This is a genomic window from Pseudarthrobacter sp. NBSH8, from assembly GCF_014217545.1.
Classification (GTDB): Bacteria; Actinomycetota; Actinomycetes; order Actinomycetales; family Micrococcaceae; genus Arthrobacter.
The window spans coordinates 318,413-337,548 of record NZ_CP043178.1; the positions used below are offsets into that span (position 1 = coordinate 318,413).

Below are 19,136 nucleotides of genomic sequence, written 5' to 3' on the forward strand. Positions count from 1 at the left end.
GGCCGGCGGCCGTGGCCTGAAAACAGGCATAAAAATGGTGCCGAACCGGATACGCCTCTCGGCGGTAGGCCGCTCTAGGCGGCTAATTGTTGAAGCCCGGGGGTTTCGCGGCTCGGCACCAGTTTCAGTGTTCTACGTTGCCCCGCCCAAGTCAACATTGACAGATGGGCGCAGGTGGTTCAGTCGAGCTCGCCCAGTCGCCAGGCATTCGCCGCGTGCTCAAGGTCCTCGGCGGTCTTCACGAGCTGGTGCGAGTTGCGCGTGAGCTTGCTGGCGTGGGCTTCGTTGCCGAGCTCGGCGCCGTCGGCGATGGTCGCCTGGCCAAGCGCCACCACACGGCAGAACGCGGCAGAACGCTCCAGCGCGACGTCGAACTCGCCGTCGAACGCTCCGGAAAGAATGGCGTCCGCCATGGCCCGCATTTCTTCGGCTCCAGGCGGTTCCGCGGCGCCGGCCACTACATGGGAGACCTGAGCGGTGTCCTTGCCCGCGCGGAAGTACACGGAGATCCGTTCCGGGTCCTGGACGGTGGCCGCGCGCAGGGCGTAAAGCCGCCAGAGGGCACCGGGCAGCGAACGCGCGGGGCTTTCCGCCCACATCTCTGCGATGGCCTCCAGCCCCTGTTCGTCCGTCAGCTTGACCAGCCGTTCGGTGATGACGGGGTCGTCGCTGTCGCGTCCGTGGCGGACCAGAGCCTGGGCGGCGAGGTGGGCGGCCTCGGACACCCGCGCGGGATCCGGTCCGCCGGCGAACGGTTCAAAATCGATGGGGGCGAACGGCTTGGGCTTGTGATGCCGGTTGGCTCCGCCGTAGTGACTGGGTCCTGCTTGTTCGCTCATGCCCCCACGCTACTCCTGTGCCGCGCGGGAAATCGAGTGCTGTTCGCAGCCGGGATAGACCGTGCCTGCGCCGGTGGCACTGCGCGGAATGCGGAACGTACGACGGCGGCGCACGCCTGCGTGCCAAACCCGCCCCGTGTGTGGGGTAAAGTATTCTACGTCCAGAAATGGACTGGGCTGATCGGTCGTTTTGACGGTCAGCTGGGGCCTTTAGCTCAGTTGGTAGAGCATCGGACTTTTAATCCGTGGGTCGTGGGTTCGATCCCCACAGGGCCCACCCACACAGAAGACCAGAGACACTCCGTCTCTGGTCTTCTGTCGTAAAGCGGGAGCCTAATGTTCGAAATGAGTGTCCGGCGCACCGCCCGGCAGGCTGGCCAGGATGCCCTCGGCCACCTTGCGGAGCTTGATGTTCCTGTGGCTGGATGCCTTGGAGATGATGGCAATCGCGTCGTTGTAGGAGCACCTGTTCTGCGCCATGATGACGCCACAGGCAATATCGATGGACGTCCGGCTTTCCAGGGCCGACTGCAGATCCGACGCCCTGGTGCTGGCCGACTGCAGCTCAAGGGCCAACCTGAGGCCGCGGGACGCCAGGTCAGTGAAGCTGCGGGCCTCGGCGATCACGGGCAGCGGGAACGCCTGGGAGCTGGCCGCGAAGAAGGCGATGGCAGCTTCGGTGCCCTCATCCAGGGAAAGCCGAAGTCCCAGGACGCTGGCGAACCCGGCGTCCTGGAGGTACGGCCTGTAGCGTGCCCAGCGGAAGTCGGAGTCCACGTGGTTCATGGCCGCGGTACCCGTCCCGGTGAGGGCCTCGGTCAGGGGGCCTTCGCCGACCTCCCCTTCCAGCCGGGCCAAGGATACGGGCCTTGTGCCTGTTCCGGCGGTGGCTCTGGCGCGTTTGACCCGGTTCAGGACCAGGGCACATTCGATGGGGACACCGGCGAGCTGGCTCAGCGCGGCCGCCGCGAGGTGGACCAGGGTCTCCAAGGAGTCGGTCAGGTCCGTCGAGCCGGTGACCAGATCGGGGATAAGCCCGTTGGCCCCGACCATCCCGGTGGTAATCGCTTTCGCGGCCGAGTCCGTGCCCGGATGATCGCCCGGTGCCGGGCTGGGTCTGCGGTCCGTGGTTGCTGCCGGCCCCGGATGGGGGACTCCATGCTGGATGGCGTGCGGCGTCGGATGAGCAAGCGGCGGACGCCTGCCTGCCGACGAGTGTGCCTGGGGCGCTTCGGAACGGGACTTCATGTCCGGCTCGCCGTGGGTCGCCGGGATCCGGCTGGTGGCGGGCGGTGGATGTGACCAGTGGAGAATGGAGGGCCGGCGACGGCTGGGGGAGAGGCCTTGGTCTCGAAGACCTCCTCGTCGCCGGCCCCGCTTACTTCCCGTGCCACTTGGGACGGGAAAACGCGGTTGCCAGGTCGTGTATTCATCCTTCTCACAACCCCCTAGTGAGACATCCAATCCAATGCGATGTGCGAGTCTGTGCTCCTAGTCGACGGTAGTTCGGACGTGGTCCCCGGCGAACGCGTAATCGGTACTTGTTTTTCAAATTAGGTAGTACTTGTTTTTGGCCGCTGCGTCTACACCGGCATCTTCGAGCCGGAGCACCCCACGGCGGACGCGGACGGGTTCCGCACGGACGTCCTGGAACTGACCCGCGAACTCGGTGTTTCCACAGTCCGGTACCCGGGCGGCAACTTCGTGTCCGGGTACCGCTGGGAAGACGGCGTGGGGCCCGTGGAACAGCGCCCGGCACGGCTTGACCTGGCCTGGCACTCCACTGACCCCAACCCCGTGGGCGTCGACGAGTTCGCCAACTGGTCGGTCAAGGCGGGAGTGGAACCGATGATGGCGGTCAATCTGGGCACGCGAGGGATCCAGGAGGCGCTGGACCTGCTCGAATACTGCAATATCGACGGTGGCACGGCCTTCTCGGACCAGCGCAAGGCCAACGGAGCTGACAGCGGCTATGGCATCAAAATGTGGTGCCTGGGCAACGACATGGACGGACCATGGCAGATCGGGCACAAAAGCGCCCTCGAATACGGCCGGCTCGCCGCAGACACCGCCCGCGGCATGCGCATGGTTGATCCTGATCTTGAGCTGGTGGTCTGCGGCAGTTCGGCGCCCACCATACCCACCTTCGGCGAGTGGGAGCGCGTGGTGCTGACTGAGACCTACGACCTCGTGGACCTGATTTCCGCCCACCAGTACTTTGAGGACATCGGTGACCTGCAGGAACACCTGGCTGCCGGACACAAAATGGAGTCCTTCATCCGGGACATCGTGGCCCATATCGACCACGTGAAGTCGGTGAAGAAGTCCGACAAGCAGGTCAATATTTCCTTTGACGAGTGGAACGTCTGGCACATGAGCCGCGCCGAATCAAAGTCGCCAACCGGCTCGGACTGGCCGGTGGCCCCGGTGTTGCTGGAGGACAAATACACCGTGGCGGACGCCGTCGTCGTAGGCGATCTTCTGATCATGCTGCTGCGCAACACGGACCGCGTGCACGCAGCGAGCCTGGCCCAGCTGGTCAACGTCATTGCCCCCATCATGACCGAACCGGGAGGACGGGCGTGGAAGCAGACCACCTTCCACCCCTTGCCCTCACCAGCCGCCACGCCGCCGGTACGGTGCTGCAGCTCGCCGTCGAATCCTCGCTGGTCAGCGGCGACACAACGGCGGCCTTCGCCGCCCTGTCCGCGGTGGCAACGCTCGACGCCGATAAACGCGAGGCAGTCATCTTCGCCGTGAACCGCTCGGCGACGGACGCCCTGACCCTGGACGCCGCCGTCGCCGGCCTCGGCAGTGTCCGGGTGGTGGAAGCGGTCACCTACACGAACAAGGACCCGCACTGGCAGGCGACGGTGGAGGACTCGACGTCGGTCCTGCCTGCGCGGAACGTGAGCGTCAAGGCGGACGGCGGATGGCTCACCGCGGAACTCCCGGCGGTGTCCTGGTCCATGATCCGGCTGGCCCTCGATTCCTAGCCGCGGGAGGTGGAAAGATGAGGGCCATGGAACTGCATATCACCGGTGACCCGGCCGCCGACCAACTGCTGACTGATGACGCGTTCGCGCTGCTGACAGGAATGCTGCTGGACCAGCAGATCACCATGGAATCCGCCTTTGCCGGGCCGGAGAAGATCCGGGCCCGGATCGGGTCCATTGCCCCGGCCGCCGTTGCCGCGTATGAACCCCAGGCGTTCGTTGAGGTGTTCAAGGAGCGGCCCGCGGTGCACCGGTTCCCTGGTTCGATGGCGGGTCGCGTCCAGGCGCTCGCCGAAACAGTGCAGCAGGACTGGGACGGCGACGCGACGCTGATCTGGACCAAGGGCGATCCCGACGGCCCGGAGGTGCTGCGCCGTCTGCAGGCACTGCCAGGATTCGGGGAGCAGAAGGCAAAAATCTTCCTTGCACTCCTCGGGAAGCAGCGCGGGCTGAGCGCCTCCGGCTGGCGCGAGGCCGCCGGCCATTACGGCCAGGACAACGCCTTCCTTTCGGTTGCGGACATCGTGAGTCCTGAATCGCTCGTTAAGGTGCGGGCCAGCAAACAGGCAGCAAAGGCGGCGGCCAAGGCTGTCTAGGGCTGACCAACCATGGCAGTGACCATGAACGATGTGGCGCGCGCGGCCGGGGTGTCGTTGAAGACCGTGTCGAACGTGCTCAACGACTACGAGTTCATCCGGCCGGCCACCAGGCAACGGGTCCAGGACGCCATCGCCGAACTGGGCTACGAGGCGAACCTGACGGCCCGCAGCTTGCGCTCGGGGAAGACCCACATGCTGGGCCTGCTGCTGTCCGACCTCGCAGCACCGTACTACGCTGAACTGGCCTCGCGGGTGATGACGGCGGCGGAGCAGCGCGGCTACCGGGTGCTCGTGCAACAATCCGGCGCCCTGGAAGCCAACGAACTCGGTGCCCTGCAAGGTCCGCTGCGGCAGCTGACCGATGGCCTGCTGTTCACGCCCCTGGTCGTGGGGGCCGACGCCGTCGCCTCCCACCGCGGCACAAAGCCGGTGGTGCTGCTCGGCGAGCACATTCTGGATCCTCGGCTGGATCTGGTCACCATGAGAAACCGGGACGCCGCCCACGCCCTCACCGCCCACCTGCTGGCGGGAGGCCGCCGTCGTATCGCCGTGCTCGGCGCCCGGCCCGGTGAGTCCGCGGGCTCTGCCGGTCTGCGGCTAAACGGTTACCGGAGCGCAATGGAGGACGCCGGCGTCCCGTTTGACCCCGCATTGGTGGCCCCCGGTGAATGGCGCCGCGACGGGGGAGCAGCCGCCGTCGCCGGCCTCCTGGAGCGCGGAATTTCGTTCGACGCCGTCTTCGGCCTGAACGACGCCCTCGCCTTGGGCGCCATGCATGAACTGCTGGTCCGTGGCGTGAAGGTGCCAAACGAGGTTGCGGTGGTGGGCTTTGACGATATCGAGGAGGCACGGTTCGCCTCGCCGTCGCTTACCACCGTGTCGCCCGGCATGGACGAGATTGCCGAACGGTCCATCGGCCTGCTGATCGACCGGATTAACGGGCTCGAAGCGAGGGCAGGCGGGGTCCACGCGGAGGCGGGCTTCGTCCTGAAAATACGGGATTCGGCGCCCTGAAGGCTGCCGCCCGGCTATCGTTGGCTGCAACAGTCGTGCGCGGGGGCGTGTTGCTCCCGTGCGTCAACAAGCAATGTAGGTTCGGGCCCAACACACCAGGCGAGGCGGACATTCCATGAAGACTCCAGACCAGCAGCACGCTCAGATTTTCGGCACGCCGGCACGGTCGGGCGGCGGCGATGCCGTCGTTCATGAGCCCGTGGACCATCAACTCCTCCAGAGTTTGGCGGACGCTCACGGCGTGGGCACAGCGTTCCACGGCTGGGACGGGCGGCCGCACAGCGTCTCCGCGGAGACGCTGATCAAGGTCCTGGCAGCGCTCGGCGTCCCCGCTCACACGAACCAACTGATCGAAAATGCCCTGGTCGAGGCGGAAGTGGCGCCGTGGCGGCGGATGTTGCCCCCCGCCGTCGTGGTTCAGCAGGGCGAATCCGCGCTGGTTCCCGTCCACATCCGGGACGGTGCCACGGCCCGCCTGCATGTGGAGCTTGAAACGGGAACGGGCGAGCCGGTGGACGCCGTCCCGCAGGATCTCTGGGTGGCGCCACAGGACGTGGATGGCGTGGCCACCGGCCGGGCCACCTTCGCGGTACCGGAGGGGTTGCCGCTGGGCTGGCACACGCTGAGGGCAGAGTCCGACGGCGTCGTAGCCGAGGGTGCGCTGGTGGTGGTTCCGGCGCGGCTCACCACCGCCGATTCCCTGATGGAGCGTCGGGGATGGGGCCTGGCCACGCAGCTCTACTCCGTGCGGTCCAAGCGGTCCTGGGGGATCGGCGACTTCGCCGACCTCGCGGATCTGGCCACGCTCAGCGGCGCCCGTGGTGCGGACTATGTCCTGGTCAACCCGCTGCACGCCGCGGAACCCGTGCCGCCGGTCCAGCCCTCGCCCTACTCGCCGTCCACGCGGCGCTTCTTCAACCCGCTGTACATCCGGGTGGAGGCCATCCCGGAAATCGCCTATCTGAAGGCGCGCAAGCGCGCAACGGTGGACAGGCTGCAGGAGCAGGTCCAGGTCCTGAACAAGGACGGCGAACGGCTGGACCGCAATGCCGTGTACGCCGCCAAGCTCCAGGCCCTCGAACTGCTGTATCACGCCCGGCGCTCGCCGGCGCGGCAGGCAGCGTTCGACGAATTCTGCCGGATCTCCGGCTCCGGGCTGGATGACTTCGCCCTGTGGTCCGCCATCCGGGAAGACCTGGCACCGGACCATCCGCTGTGGACCGATCCGGACTGCGCTCTGGGCTCGCCCGAAGCGGAGTCGCTGCGTGGGAAGCTGGCGGATAGGATCGGGTTCCACCGCTGGCTGCAGTGGATCTGCGACGAACAGCTTGAGAACGCGCAGCAGGCGGCGCGACGGGCGGGGATGCGGCTGGGTGTGGTGCACGATCTCGCCGTGGGCGTTGACCTCAGCAGCGCCGACGCCTGGACCCTTCGTGGCGTCCTGGCTCCCGGGATCAGCGTGGGGGCGCCGCCGGACATGTACAACCAGCTGGGCCAGGACTGGAACCAGCCGCCGTGGCATCCCTCCCGCCTGGCGGAGGCCGGCTATGCACCGTTCCGCAACATGCTCTCCAGCGTGCTCCGGCACGCCGGCGGCATCCGGGTGGACCACGTGCTGGGCCTGTTCCGCCTCTGGTGGGTGCCGGCTGGCAACTCCCCGCGCGACGGCGCCTACGTCACGTACGACCACGAAGCACTGATCGGCATCCTGGCACTGGAAGCCCAGCGTGCCGGCGCCGTGGTGATCGGCGAGGACCTGGGAACCTTCGAACCGTGGGTGCGCGACTACCTGGCTGCCCGCGGCATCCTGGGCACCTCCATCCTCTGGTTCGAGAACGACGGCGATTCGCCCCTGCCACCGGAACGCTACCGGACGCAGGCCCTCGCCAGCGTCAACACCCACGACTTGCCGCCCACCGCGGGCTACCTGGCGGGCGACCACGTGGCGCTCCGCAGCAGGCTGGGCCTCCTGGAACGCTCTGAGGCGGAGGAACGGACGGAGCACACGGCAACGCTGGAAAAGATGATGGGGCTGCTGCGGGAACGCGGCCTACTGCCCGCGGATGGGGGCACGGCCGGCGCCTCCGCCGACGGGAACGACGGCAGCACCGGCAGCGAAGAACGCACCATAGAGGCGCTGCACCGCCTGCTGGCCCAGACGCCGTCGGTCCTTCTTGGCGTGGCGCTGGTGGATGCCGTGGGGGAGCGGCGGGTGCAGAACCAGCCCGGCACCACTGAGGCGCTGTACCCAAACTGGCAGGTCCCGCTCGGTGATCCGGACGGAAAGCCGGTGTTCATCGACGACCTCCCTGCCAACCCACGGTTCAACGCTTTGCTGGGTGCCGTCTCTGAAGCGCTGGGGGATCCCCAATGACCGACGGGCCAGTCCTCGTCGTGGGAGGCACCGGCATGCTGGGCAGCCAGGCGTCGCGGACACCACTCTTCAGCGGCAGTTCTTCGGCGAGCCGCCCACTGCCGAACTCGCCATTAGACGGTTCGTCACGAGCTAGGGGCAAACCGTACGCACCCAGGCCCGCGACAAGCCGTAGCCTGCGGTGACCAGCCCTAGCCCGTCGTGAGCAGGTGGGTGACCTGGTCGTAGCGGAAGGTGGCCGGGCCGCCGTCGTGGGTGTAGGAGATGTTCCCACCGCCAAAGACTCCGCCGGCGCCAACCCGGGTCCTTCGGGCCTGGCACGGTGTGCGCCGGGAGGACGGAAGTCGACACGAGCATGGCTGCGACGAACAGACCGGCCACGATGTCGCGGGGTAGTTGAGGCGTTGTCTGCGGGTGCGTTCACGTCAGGGAGACTTTCCTGGTAGCCGCGTTGCGGTACAGGCTGCTGTTGGAGTTGCGATTGGGTGGGGTCAGTTGACGGGTAAATGTGCGGTTCGCACTGGCAATCACAGAACGATCGCCATGTGAACCACGGCACACTGTAAGCGCTTGCGCTGAATACATCCAGTCCTTTCAGACATGCCGCCGGAGCCAAGGTTCGCGTACATTCAGAGGCGGGCGATGGTGCCCGGAGCCCCTCAGTTCGCGGAAGGTGTACCCATGTCAGCCACTGAACTTCACGTTGAGTCCCTTTTGGGGATCGCTGAGCGGCTTCGCTCGGCCGGGTGTGTCTTTGCGGAGGAGGAAGCCCAACTTCTCCTGGCGGCAATGTCCGGTCCGGCCCGGATCGCTTCGGCGGTGGGGAAGCGCGTTGCCGGGTATCCACTGGAGCACATCCTCGGCTGGGCAGAGTTCTGCGGACTCCGGATTGAGCTCGATGCCGGGGTTTTTGTTCCGCGCCGCCGGACCGGGCTCTTGGTGACTGAGGCCGCATCCCTGCTCTCGGCGGACCCGATGCGGGAGCGCCTGGATGGTTCGGAACCCGACGTAGTCGTGGACCTCTGTTGCGGGTCGGGTGCTGTGGGTGCTGCCATAGCCTCCCGGATTGCAGACCTGGAACTCCATGCGGCGGATATTGACCTGGCGGCGGTGGCCTGCGCCCGCCGGAACATCGGCCGTGCGGGTGGTGACGTTCACCAGGGCGACCTGTTCGAGGCACTGCCGCCCACCATCAAGGGCCGGATCAGTGTGCTGGCTGTCAACGCCCCCTACGTCCCCACCAGTTCTATCGATTCCATGCCCCATGAGGCCCGCGAGCACGAACCCTTATGGTCGCTCGACGGCGGCGCTGACGGACTCGAGTTCCATCGCCGCGTCGCTGCGGAGGCCAACGAATGGCTGCGGCCGGGCGGGAATCTCATCATCGAAACCAGCGAGCGGCAGGCCGCAGGGACGTCGTCGATCCTGGCGCATGCGGGCTTCGCGGTGAGGACTGTCCGCTCGGAAGAACTGGACGGCATCGTCGTGGTCGGACGGGCCCGGCCTTAGTAACGGGTGCGCCGGGAGGCACACCTTCCTGCGGTGGCGGCTGCCCATTTGCGCTGCATTCCCGCCCATTTGCGTTGTGGCCGCGTTTTCGCGCTGTGGCAGCGTCTATTCGCGTTGGGGTGGCGGGGGTGGTGGTTTGAAGTAGTGGTTTTGTTGGGGTTTCTGGGTGGGGTCGATGTGGCGTGGGGGTGTGAACCAGGGGACGCCGTTGCGGGTGTGGATGGTCCATTGTTCTTTGTGGATGAGGTGGTGGTGATGGGAGCAGAGCAGGGCGCCGTTGCCGACGTTGGTGGGTCCTTGTTGGGACCAGTAGGTGATGTGGTGTGCTTCGCACCAGGGGGCTGGGATGGTGCAGTTGGGGAAGGTGCAGCCTTGGTCGCGGGCGCTCAGGGCCAGGCGTTGGGTGGGGGTGAAGAGCCGGGTTTTGCGGCCGAGTTCCAGGATTTCGCCGTGGGTGCCGAGGAGGACGGGGATGATGTCGGCGTCGCAGGCGAGTTTGCGGAGGGTGGTTGCCGCGACGGGCCCGGTGAAGGTGAAGGTGCCCGTGCCCGTGCCCGCGCCTGTGCCCGTGCCTGCGCCGTTGCCGGCGTCCGTTCCTCTGCCTTGGGCTGTGGCTGGGTGGGGGAGGAGGTCGTGGTAGTTGATGGTGGCGAGGATTTGGGGGCGGTTCCCGCCGGTGGTGGGGAGTTGGTTGGTGCTGAGGGCGGCTTTGAGGGCGCCGATGATGCCGTCGAGTTGTTTCTGGGAGCGGGTGCGCCGGTCCAGGTCGGGGTGTGCGTTCTGCCAGATGTCATTGCCTTGCCCGGTGGTGGGGGTGTCGGCTGCGGCTGCGGCTTCGGTGTCGCTGGCCGCCCCGGTCCCCATGCCGGTGGTCGTGCCTGTTTCTATGCCCGTGGTGGTGCGGGGGTTGGTGGCGGCGTTCATGACGGTGGCGAGGTGTTCGTATTGGTCGGTGGTGGCGAATATTTCGAGGTGGTGAAGGCCGCGGCGGGGTTTGCGGATGAATGCGCCTTGGGTGTGGCGGAGTGCTTCTTCGGTGGGTTCGGTGCCGTCGGCGTCGAGGGTGTCGGCCCAGCGGCGGGCGACGCGGGCGAGGAAGTCGGGGTCCGCGGTGGCGGCGGTGTGGGTGAGATCGTGTTCGATCCGGTCCAGGTTCTCCGGGGTGGTGTGGTGTTTGAGGCGGTCCAGGGTGGCGCTGATGATGGTCCCGGCGAGGGAGGACACCACGGGCCCAGGGACGGTGTCGTTGTCGCTGGTCTCTGCCGGGCCGTTCGTGGCCGGGGTGAGGGCCGCGGCGAGGTGTTCCCTCATTGGGGGTACGGGGTCTCCGGTGAGGGTGGTGGCCGGCAGGATGCTGTGGGCGAGGTGGATGCGGCGGGTGGCTTCGCTGCGTCCGATCCGGAGCCGGAGGCGCAGGAATTCGGCGGTGGTTTTGCAGCCGTCATCGGCCGGTGACCGCGGCACCGGGCATCTGGTTCCACCGGTGTCGGTGGCTGTCTCCGGGGTTCCGGCGGTTCCGGCGGGCCAGACGGCGTCGGTTTCGTGGACGGTTTCGACGCCGTTGTCCCACCCGGTGATCCAGCCTCGGGTGGTCCGGGTGGTTGCGGCGGCGGCGGTGATGGCCTGGGTGCGGGTGCGGTCCACGGCGCCGGCGGCGAGGATCTGTAGGTAGTCCACGGTGCGGGAAAGGTCCTCGACGAAGCCGGCGAAATCGGCGGCGTCGATGTAGCCGGCCATCGCCAGCGTCCCGGGGGCAGAAGCGGCGGCAGCGTTCACCGCGGCGATCGCCGCAGCCACCCCGGTGTCGGGCGTCAGCACAGCGGCGGTGGTGCCGCCGTCGTCCGCAAGCTGATCCCCGAAAGCTTCCATAGGAATACTCTGCCGTAGGGGTACGACATTTATGCGCCTACTGCGGCCGTCGCCCAAAACGCCGCACGCCCAGTTGTGGCTGGTGCGTTGCGGCGGACGGCGGATACGCGGACGATGAGTCCATGACGGGAAAGCCCATGAGCGGAACGCAAACTCCAAACCGACGCCGGATCTGGATCGTCGCTGTGGTGGCCGTCGCAGCGGTAGGACTGGTGCTTGGGCTTGTGTTGTTCAAGCCCTGGCTTCTCTTTGTGGATGTGAAGGTGGATGAACAGCTTCCCATCGTGGCCAGCGGTCCACCGCTAGCACAACCTGCCACGCCTACACCCTTTGCGCCGACGCAGACGCCGGCACCCGTGCCTGCAGGTCCGGTGCAGCTTGCTGTGGGTACTTTGATCAGCCATGAACACGCCACCACGGGAACTGTCCGGATCGTCCAGCAGCCTGACGGTGCCAGGCTACTCTCGCTCGAAAACCTGGCTACGTCCAACGGTCCGGACGTGCACGTCTGGTTAAGTGCCGCGCACGTGGTGGAAGGGACGGCCGGGTGGTTCACTGCCGGCTCCGCTGATTACTACGACCTCGGCCTGATCAAGGGAAATCTGGGCAATCAGGTTTACCAGCTTCCCACCGACGTGGATCTGTCGAAGTACCGCTCGGTTGATCTGTGGTGCGTTCAGTTCAGCGTGTCGTTCGGTGCTGCCGAGCTGGCCACCTGAGTCAGGGCATGCGGCCATGACCTGAGACGTTGTTGGCCGCCGCGTCCCCCAAGGAGCGCGGCGGCCAGCAACGACCATTTTTAGCACAATTTCAACGTGGTTTCCTTGTCACACGGCGAATCCCGCGTAACGTCCCCGCAACGATCCCGGATCATTCCCGCCGGGGGTCAACGCTCGTCGCTGCGCCGGCAGTAGTGGCGCCGCCTTCACCGGTCCAGTCTTGGCCCTCGTTGTCATTGAACGCGGGGTCGGACTCGACGTCCGATGTTCCCAGGTTCACCGATTCACCCACCGAAGTGCCGGCGTCGGACGTTTTGGACTTGCTGTTACCCGACGCGGCGTCGTGGTGGACGGCGGAGCTGATGACTGTGCCCGTCCGGCGCGCGGCCTCACCCAGCTGGTCCGCCACGTCGGGAGCCTTCTCCCTGATGGCCTCCGCGGCAGCACTGACTTTGTCCTGGACCGGCTTGCTGTCCCAGATACTCGCAGCCCTGGCCTTGAGCTTGTCGTACGCTGCCCGGCCAGACCGTGATCCCAGGACGTAACCAGCCGCGATTCCAATACCTAAAAGAAGTTTTGATTTCATAGTGAACTCCTGCTCGTTGAGAAGGTGTCAGTCCCCGACCCGAGTGGCAGGGGGAAAGAAAACCGGCCCCGGGAGGTCCCGGGGCCGGTGTTCATGCCGGTAACGAAGTTAGCTGCGAACGCTGCGCTTCGTGATCATGCCGTAAACAAGCAGCACGATGATCGAGCCGGCGATCGCGAGCAACCAGGTCTGCAGCGAGAAGAACTCCTGCAGGCCGGTACCGAAAATCATTCCGCCAAGCCAGCCGCCGAGGAACGCGCCGACGACGCCCAGGACGAGGGTGATGATCCAGCCGCCACCCTGCTTGCCTGGAAGGATTGCCTTAGCGATGGCGCCGGCAATAAGGCCAAGAATCAAAAATGCAAAGAAACCCATTTTTTCATTCCTTCTTCCTACATCAAGGAGGTACCCGGATCCCGGGGACGCTTCATCCTTCTGCCTCAATCCTAATCATGCTTAGTATCTTTTCGCCACTCCGCATCCTCGCAAGAAGCATGTCCGCGGCCCTCTCAGTGCCCTGTCGCGTCCGAATCGTTGCCGGCGCCTGGCCCCTCGTCCAGGATGGCAAGTTCCGCGAGATCCTGCCGGTCCAGGGCGAAGTCGAAGATGTCCAGGTTTTCCTGCATCCGCTCGGGATTTCCCGATTTGGGAATGACTGCAAGTCCCTGCTCAATATGCCAGCGCAGCACCAGTTGAGCCGGGGTCTTGTCGTATTTTTCGCCCAGCTGCGCAAGCAGGGGAGCGCCCAGCAGGCTGGCCCCTGACCCGCCCAGCGGACTGTATGATTCTGTGACAATTCCGTGCCCGGCATTGAACTGCCGTTCCGCCTCGCGCGTAATCGCCGGGCTCAGCTGGATCTGGTTCACGGCAGGCACAACGTCGCTTCCAGCCAGCAGCCGTTCCAGGTGTGCCGGCTTGAAGTTGGAGACGCCGATGGACCGGGCTTTGCCCTCCGCCTGCAGCCGCTCGAACGTTTTCCACGTCGACACGAAATCATCCCGCGCCGGGAGCGGCCAGTGGATCAGGAGCAGGTCCACGTAGTCCAGTCCCATGCGGGTCAGCGACCCCTCCAGCCCCGCCGCGGCGCGGTCCTCGCCTTGGAACTGGCCATCCAGCTTGGTGGTGACGAAGATTTCGCTTCGGTCCAGCCCTGATGAGCGGATGCCGTTCCCAACGCCTTCTTCATTGCCGTATTTCACTGCCGTATCGATGTGCCGGTACCCGGCTTCCAGGGCATGTACGACGGCGGCAGTCACCTGTTCGTCGTCCAGCGGCCAGGTACCGAGACCCAGCTGCGGGATGCTGTAGCCGTCATTGAGCATGATGAGCGGTGAGAGAGTCATTTCAACAGTCTGCCGTGCTTTCGCCTTCCTAGCCTTCGAATGCCCGGAGAATGTTTCCGGCCTGGTGGTTCGAGCACTGTTCGTGCCACGTTGGATGCCTGATCGGGCTTCTTTTGCTGGTCCAGGAACGTCACGAAGCGCTGGATGCCCTGCGCCGCCTGGGAGGCGCCAGGTAGAAGTCCGTGTAGGACGGCTGGTTGTAGCTGGTGTTCTGGCGAGCAACTTCCGCCCGGTACTGCGGGTCGTGCATGAGTGTGTAGAGCTTGTGGTTGGTCACTTCTGTACTCATGTACATCCGGAGCGCTGAGCTGTCGCCCGTCCGGACCAGCATTTCCTCGCGCCAGTCACCCACTACGTCAGCAACGAGGCTCGGCGTGCCTTTGGTGCCGTTGTTGGTCCGGGTGTCCGTGGCGGTGAGCAGCCTGCCGCGCTTCCAGTCGTCAATGGTGGGAGTCTGGTCCCCGGAGCCGCTGATGATCTGCGTCGTCATGTCGGCAGCCCATTTGATGCTCATGTTGGTGCCCGGGGTGGTGGCGGAGAGCTTGTCGCCGTCGGCCGACTGCATGCCAATGGCCCAGTTTTCAATGCCGGGCACGGCGGGATCCACGTCGCCGATCATGCCGCGGCCGGTGTCCTTCCCGGAGTAGGCGCCAAACAGCACCTCGCCGGTGGCGGCGTCGCGCATGGCGTAACCGTAGGGGGCGTAGGTGCCGCCCTCATGCACCGTGAAGATTTCCTTGCCGGGGCGGGCGGGATCGATGTCCGTGACATGCATGGCGTCGCCGTGGCCCAGCCGGGCCTCCTCTCCCGGGGTGGCGCTGCCGCCGGGCATGGTGTCGGACGAGCTGTACAGCAGCGAGCCGTCGTCGTCGATCGTTGCCGAGCCGTACACAATTTCCTGCTTGCCATCACTGTCCACGTCGGAGGCGCTGAGGGAGTGGAAGCCCTGCGTGGTGAGCGTGCCGAACTCGGGGTCTGTGCCGTCCCGTCCGTGCGAGCTGTCGTTGAAAGGGTTGGTCATGGGCGTCCAGCCGGAGTCGACATTCCAGACCGGGGAGAGGTTGGCGCCGTCCCAAGTGCAGGCCGCCAGCGTGCTGCGGGTGTAGTAGCCCCGCGCGAAAACAGCGGCGGGTCTCTTGCCGGCCAAATACGCGACGCCGGCCAGGAACCTGTCCACGCGGTTGCCGGGCTCGTTCGTGCCATGGCGTAGTCGCCCCACATCAGGCCGTCGTCGTGCCTGCCAGGCTCATACGCTACGGTCTTCAGTTCCATGCCCGTGGCGCCCTCAAAGACGGTGAGGTATTCCGGGCCGGAAACGATGAAGCCCTCAAAGGCCCGTAACACGTTCCGGACGCTCTGGGCCGGGGCGTAGACATCCATGAAGTAGTCCGTCACCGCTTCGGCATCTGACCGGGACAGCGGGTACTGGTGGTGCGGGGCGATGCCGAACGCTTCCTCCAAGGTGGCGGGCCAGTTGCCGGCCTTGATCTCAGGGTGGTCGCTCCAGCCCATGACCGTGTCCACCATGTGCTGGTAGTAGTCGGCTGCCGCCGAGCCGTCCGCATAGTAGGAGGTGGTCTTGGTTCCCGTGGCTGTCTTGAATATCATCTCCGAGCGTCCGTCGCCGTCGAAGTCGTTCACCAGCATCTGGGTGTAGTGGGCGCCGGACCGGATGTCGACGCCGAGGTCGATCCGGTGGAGCAGTGTGCCGTCAGCCTTGTAGGTGTCCACGTGGGTGTTGCCCGTGTAGCCCACATGGGAGACGTCCTTGGAGTTGTTCGGATCCCACTTGACCATGAACTCGTACTGGCCATCCCCGTCGACATCTCCGACCGAAGCATCGTTGCCGACCTGGAACGTCCGGTTCGCAGCCAAGGGCCGACGTTCGCAGTGAGATGTGTCAAGGAAGTGAGACAGTCGGTGGGTTTTTCAGGGTTAGGCAGCGCCCGGAAGTCGGCTGCTGCCGGTCTTGAAGCCGGCTATCGCGGTGGCCGGCGGCAGCCCGTCGTTGTTCGTGTGCGGGCGCCAGCGGTCGTAGAACACCTCGATGTAGCGCATGAGGCCACGCCGGGCTGACTGCCTCGTGGCCCGCGCCTGGACCACCCGGCGGTGTTGGATCTACTGCGGGCCTGGCCGACGCCAGAAGCCTTGCGCGATGCGGGTCGGCGCCGGATCGGGAACCCGGCTCAAGAAGCTTTCGCCCCGGATGGGTGAACGCCTCGCCGGCGAGATCATCGACGCCTGGATCAGCAAACGGTCACCGTGATCGACCCGAACGCGGCCACGATCGTCCTGCCCAGCTCGCCCGGATGCTTGCCGCGAATCGCGGGACGCCGTCTTCGCCGGGTCGAGGCCCTTGTGAAGGCCCACCCGCTTCACCAGGTCCTGACGTCACTCCCGGCGGTGGGCGTCAGGACCGCAGCACGGATCCTGGCCCGGCCGAACAAGACCTAGTCACCCCTCGGATTAAGCGTCCACCTCTTGCATGTTGGTTGCCGGGCACTTATTGTTGTTAATCGATTAACGATGATGTTCAGGTCACATGTTGGAAGGGTGGAGAAAGTCGTGGAGAGCCATCTTGCCCAAGCGGCGGGCTGGGGAATCATTTGCAGAGTGATAGGGACCTGCTGCAACAGTGGACCCTCCCGGCCGATGTTTTGTAGCGACGATAATCCCGCCTTCCAAAGGAATGAGGAGAATTCAAATGACCAAATCTGAGGTGTCCGTCGACCGGCGGTGCATTCATGGACGTCGAACTGACCCTCCAGCCTTTGGGGGCTGGGCATCCTCTCGTCTGAACCGGATGTGTCGCGTAACCTGTCGCGTTCGGTCACTCTTGATGCCGATGCGTAACGGCCAGTCGGATCGGCCCCCTGGGGCACGGGTCTGCCGGAGCAGACCCAGCTGGTTCCCGGCCCCACAGACAGCTGATCGCTGCAAACGCCCGTCAGGATCGATTTCGAGGAGCACTGTACATCGTGAATCGCTATAACGTTTCTCCCATGCCTAAAGCGATTCTGAATTATAGGGACTCTGTGCTTTTTCGCGCGGGGGAACGTCACCAAATTCTGGCTGGAGCGATTCATTATTTCCGGGTTCATCCGGATCAGTGGCAGGACAGGCTCCGGAAGCTCAGGGCCATGGGAGCGAACGCCGTGGACACGTATGTGGCGTGGAATTTCCACCAGCCCCGGCGTGACCAGGCACCGGATTTCACGGGGTGGCGGGATCTTGGCCGCTTCATCGACCTCGCCGCAGAGGAAGGGCTGGACGTGATCGTCCGGCCCGGCCCCTATATATGTGCCGAATGGGACAACGGCGGCTTCCCGTCCTGGCTGACCGGAATCCCCGGAATCGGCCTGCGCTGCCTGGACCCAGACTTCACGGGGGCCATCGAGGAATGGTTTGACCTTCTTCTGCCCATCGTGGCCAGCCGCCAGACCTCAGCGGGCGGTCCGGTCGTGGCGGTGCAGATAGAAAACGAGTACGGCAGCTACGGCGATGACCACGACTACATCCGGTGGAACCGCCGCGCACTGGAGGAACGGGGAATCACGGAGCTGCTGTTCACCGCCGACGGCGGCAACGACTACTTCCTGGACGGCGGCGCCATCGAGGGAACCTGGGCGACGGCAACCCTTGGCAGCCGCGGCGATGAAGCCGTGGCCACATGGCAGCGGCGCCGGCCGGGTGAGCCGTTCTTCAACGTGGAATTCTGGAGCGGCTGGTTCGATCACTGGGGCGAACGCCACCACGTCCGCGATGCCGCCGACGCGGCCGCGGAGATCCGAAAGATCCTGGACCTTGACGGTTCAGTTTGTATTTACATGGCACACGGCGGCACCAACTTCGGCCTTGGATCCGGCAGCAACCACGACGGCAAAAAACTCCAGCCGACCGTCAGCAGCTACGACTCCGACGCTCCCATCGCGGAGAACGGTGCGCTGACGCCGAAGTTCCACGCCCTGCGGACGGAGTTCTTCCGCGCCCGGGGCCTGGAGGGCAACAACGTCCCGGAACTGCCGACTGAACTCCTGGCAGCGGCACCTGTGCTGCCCGCACAGACCCTCCCCGTGGCACCGGGCGTGGAACTGTTGGACCTGGTCCGTGCCGCAGGGGAACCTGTTCAGAGCGTCAGGCCGCTGTCCTTCGAACAGCTCGGGCTGGACGCCGGCATGGTGCTCTATTCCGCCGACGCCGTGCTGCCGGGGCAACCGGGAAAACCTGCGGAAACACCGTTGAAGATCATGGGGCTGAACGACCGCGCCTACATCTGGGTGGACGGGGTTTTTGCCGGCATCCTCGATGACACCAACGCCGCCGAAGGCCTGAAGGTCACCGGCACCGGCACCCCCGCCAGGCTGGAAATCCTGGTGGAAAACCTCGGCCGGATCAATTACGGGCCATTAACGGGCCACGGCAAGGGCATCCTCGACGGAGTCCTGGTGAACCAGCGTTTCACCTTCCACTGGACCCAGACACCGGTGCCTTTGACCGAATGGGGTCCGGACGAGCTCGGGAGGCTTGCTTCGGCCGAGTTCGCGGCAGAGGCGCCCGCCGACACCTACCTCGCGTTGCCCGGCTTCGGGAAGGGCTTCGTTTGGATCAACGGCTTCCTGCTCGGCCGTTACTGGGACGTGGGGCCGCAGGCTACCCTATACATTCCTTCACCGATGATCCGGCGCGGCGTCAACACCGTCAAGGTACTGGAGCTCGAAAAGTCCGGCATTACCGTCGAGCTCCGAACAGAGCCTGACCTGGGACCGGGCGGTCAGGGTCTGGTGCTGGCGGAAGAACTGGCGGACTGAGCTCGCCGTCTTTCGACTTGGCCGGAACGACAACTAATCCCCGCAAATGTACGCCACATTGGGGGAAGCCGTCCCAGAGGCAGACTCCGGGAGCGTCCAAACGACCTGCGGACGCCCCGGGCCGCCCCTGGCCCAGGCCTGCAAGCGGCGGCACAAAGACACCACTGTACGTCAGGGCAGCGGCCGGCACGACAACGAGCGTGAGATGGCAGTGGGGCGCGTTGCCCTGGCGAACAGGCGCACTGTCAGCTCTCTGCCGATAAGGAAATCTTCCGTGAAGCGTCCCTGGTGGTGGCAATGCCGAGGAAAATCCAAATAATCGGGAGTAGGCTGCGAGGTACTTCATGAGATGTGGCGCCAAGCTCCGACTGGTCACACGCCAACCCCATGTTCAAGGGTGGATCGGATGAAGAAGCGACCAATCGGGAACTAATGACAAACCCCCAATTGGTAAGAGCACTCGTGAAAGGCCCCTAGTGT

13 protein-coding genes, 1 tRNA gene, 3 pseudogenes and 1 riboswitch are annotated in these 19,136 nt (G+C 65.4%); of the genes and pseudogenes, 9 read left to right on the forward strand and 8 right to left on the reverse strand.

What is annotated here, in order from left to right:
• Positions 1–179: 179 nt before the first annotated feature.
• Complete coding sequence (locus FYJ92_RS01440) at positions 180–839, reverse strand: hypothetical protein (RefSeq protein WP_185262292.1); 660 nt, start codon at positions 837–839, stop codon at positions 180–182.
• Between the two features lie 204 nt (positions 840–1,043).
• Here FYJ92_RS01440 and FYJ92_RS01445 point away from each other — a divergent pair.
• Positions 1,044–1,116: transfer RNA gene (locus tag FYJ92_RS01445), tRNA-Lys, on the forward strand.
• Between the two features lie 56 nt (positions 1,117–1,172).
• Here the strand turns inward: FYJ92_RS01445 and FYJ92_RS01450 are convergent.
• Positions 1,173–2,087 (reverse strand): ANTAR domain-containing protein, encoded by a 915-nt coding sequence (locus tag FYJ92_RS01450; protein WP_255482245.1) that lies wholly within the window; start codon positions 2,085–2,087, stop codon positions 1,173–1,175.
• Positions 2,088–2,411: 324 nt separating this feature from the next.
• On the opposite strand from FYJ92_RS01450, the pseudogene FYJ92_RS01455 reads away from it, so the two are divergent.
• From FYJ92_RS01455 to FYJ92_RS01475, 5 genes and pseudogenes are all read left to right on the forward strand, one after another.
• A pseudogene (locus FYJ92_RS01455) lies at positions 2,412–3,835 on the forward strand (alpha-N-arabinofuranosidase); the annotation flags it as partial.
• Between the two features lie 17 nt (positions 3,836–3,852).
• A complete protein-coding gene (locus FYJ92_RS01460) occupies positions 3,853–4,431 on the forward strand; it encodes an HhH-GPD-type base excision DNA repair protein (protein WP_185262293.1) in 579 nt (192 codons plus the stop codon).
• A gap of 12 nt (positions 4,432–4,443) precedes the next feature.
• Complete coding sequence (locus FYJ92_RS01465; protein WP_185262294.1) at positions 4,444–5,448, forward strand: LacI family DNA-binding transcriptional regulator; 1,005 nt, start codon at positions 4,444–4,446, stop codon at positions 5,446–5,448.
• 115 nt (positions 5,449–5,563) lie between these two features.
• Positions 5,564–7,822, forward strand: a complete 2,259-nt coding sequence (gene malQ, locus FYJ92_RS01470) for a 4-alpha-glucanotransferase (protein ID WP_185262295.1) — start codon at positions 5,564–5,566, stop codon at positions 7,820–7,822.
• A gap of 681 nt (positions 7,823–8,503) precedes the next feature.
• Positions 8,504–9,331 (forward strand): putative protein N(5)-glutamine methyltransferase, encoded by an 828-nt coding sequence (locus FYJ92_RS01475; protein WP_185262296.1) that lies wholly within the window; start codon positions 8,504–8,506, stop codon positions 9,329–9,331.
• Between the two features lie 105 nt (positions 9,332–9,436).
• On the opposite strand, the gene FYJ92_RS01480 is transcribed toward FYJ92_RS01475, so the two are convergent.
• The gene (locus FYJ92_RS01480; protein WP_185262297.1) at positions 9,437–11,200 is read right to left on the reverse strand and encodes an HNH endonuclease signature motif containing protein; all 1,764 of its coding nucleotides are present in this window, start codon (positions 11,198–11,200) and stop codon (positions 9,437–9,439) included.
• 137 nt (positions 11,201–11,337) lie between these two features.
• Here FYJ92_RS01480 and FYJ92_RS01485 point away from each other — a divergent pair, with 137 nt between their 5' ends.
• Positions 11,338–11,919 (forward strand): DM13 domain-containing protein, encoded by a 582-nt coding sequence (locus tag FYJ92_RS01485; RefSeq protein ID WP_185262298.1) that lies wholly within the window; start codon positions 11,338–11,340, stop codon positions 11,917–11,919.
• Positions 11,920–12,070: 151 nt separating this feature from the next.
• Here the strand turns inward: FYJ92_RS01485 and FYJ92_RS01490 are convergent, their stop codons facing one another.
• The 5 genes and pseudogenes from FYJ92_RS01490 to FYJ92_RS18875 form a co-directional block, all read right to left on the reverse strand.
• On the reverse strand, positions 12,071–12,505 hold the full coding sequence (locus FYJ92_RS01490; RefSeq protein ID WP_185262299.1) for a hypothetical protein: 435 nt from the start codon (positions 12,503–12,505) through the stop codon (positions 12,071–12,073).
• Between the two features lie 108 nt (positions 12,506–12,613).
• The gene (locus FYJ92_RS01495) at positions 12,614–12,880 is read right to left on the reverse strand and encodes a GlsB/YeaQ/YmgE family stress response membrane protein (protein ID WP_185262300.1); all 267 of its coding nucleotides are present in this window, start codon (positions 12,878–12,880) and stop codon (positions 12,614–12,616) included.
• Between the two features lie 134 nt (positions 12,881–13,014).
• Positions 13,015–13,848 (reverse strand): aldo/keto reductase, encoded by an 834-nt coding sequence (locus FYJ92_RS01500; protein ID WP_185262301.1) that lies wholly within the window; start codon positions 13,846–13,848, stop codon positions 13,015–13,017.
• Between the two features lie 28 nt (positions 13,849–13,876).
• Positions 13,877–15,693 (reverse strand): annotated as a pseudogene (locus FYJ92_RS01505) (rhamnogalacturonan lyase); the annotation flags it as partial.
• Positions 15,694–15,783: 90 nt separating this feature from the next.
• On the reverse strand, positions 15,784–15,906 hold the full coding sequence (locus FYJ92_RS18875; RefSeq protein ID WP_255482246.1) for a hypothetical protein: 123 nt from the start codon (positions 15,904–15,906) through the stop codon (positions 15,784–15,786).
• A gap of 27 nt (positions 15,907–15,933) precedes the next feature.
• Here FYJ92_RS18875 and FYJ92_RS01510 point away from each other — a divergent pair.
• Both FYJ92_RS01510 and FYJ92_RS01515 read left to right on the forward strand, forming a co-directional pair.
• Positions 15,934–16,281, forward strand: a pseudogene (locus FYJ92_RS01510) (IS110 family transposase); the annotation flags it as partial.
• 569 nt (positions 16,282–16,850) lie between these two features.
• Complete coding sequence (locus FYJ92_RS01515; protein WP_185262302.1) at positions 16,851–18,656, forward strand: beta-galactosidase family protein; 1,806 nt, start codon at positions 16,851–16,853, stop codon at positions 18,654–18,656.
• Positions 18,657–18,996: 340 nt separating this feature from the next.
• Positions 18,997–19,119: riboswitch (SAM riboswitch) on the forward strand.
• The last annotated feature ends 17 nt before the right edge of the window (positions 19,120–19,136 follow it).

What these genes read in the sequence shown, in the direction of transcription:
- FYJ92_RS01440 (WP_185262292.1), bottom strand. Translation starts at nt 839, where the DNA reads ATGAGCGAACAAGCAGGACCCAGTCACTACGGCGGAGCCAACCGGCAT.
- FYJ92_RS01515 (WP_185262302.1), top strand. Translation starts at nt 16,851, where the DNA reads ATGCCTAAAGCGATTCTGAATTATAGGGACTCTGTGCTTTTTCGCGCG.
- FYJ92_RS18875 (WP_255482246.1), bottom strand. Translation starts at nt 15,906, where the DNA reads ATGCGCTACATCGAGGTGTTCTACGACCGCTGGCGCCCGCACACGAAC.
- FYJ92_RS01485 (WP_185262298.1), top strand. Translation starts at nt 11,338, where the DNA reads ATGAGCGGAACGCAAACTCCAAACCGACGCCGGATCTGGATCGTCGCT.
- FYJ92_RS01480 (WP_185262297.1), bottom strand. Translation starts at nt 11,200, where the DNA reads ATGGAAGCTTTCGGGGATCAGCTTGCGGACGACGGCGGCACCACCGCC.
- FYJ92_RS01460 (WP_185262293.1), top strand. Translation starts at nt 3,853, where the DNA reads ATGAGGGCCATGGAACTGCATATCACCGGTGACCCGGCCGCCGACCAA.
- FYJ92_RS01465 (WP_185262294.1), top strand. Translation starts at nt 4,444, where the DNA reads ATGGCAGTGACCATGAACGATGTGGCGCGCGCGGCCGGGGTGTCGTTG.
- FYJ92_RS01475 (WP_185262296.1), top strand. Translation starts at nt 8,504, where the DNA reads ATGTCAGCCACTGAACTTCACGTTGAGTCCCTTTTGGGGATCGCTGAG.
- FYJ92_RS01490 (WP_185262299.1), bottom strand. Translation starts at nt 12,505, where the DNA reads ATGAAATCAAAACTTCTTTTAGGTATTGGAATCGCGGCTGGTTACGTC.
- FYJ92_RS01500 (WP_185262301.1), bottom strand. Translation starts at nt 13,848, where the DNA reads ATGACTCTCTCACCGCTCATCATGCTCAATGACGGCTACAGCATCCCG.
- malQ (WP_185262295.1), top strand. Translation starts at nt 5,564, where the DNA reads ATGAAGACTCCAGACCAGCAGCACGCTCAGATTTTCGGCACGCCGGCA.
- FYJ92_RS01495 (WP_185262300.1), bottom strand. Translation starts at nt 12,880, where the DNA reads ATGGGTTTCTTTGCATTTTTGATTCTTGGCCTTATTGCCGGCGCCATC.
- FYJ92_RS01450 (WP_255482245.1), bottom strand. Translation starts at nt 2,087, where the DNA reads ATGAAGTCCCGTTCCGAAGCGCCCCAGGCACACTCGTCGGCAGGCAGG.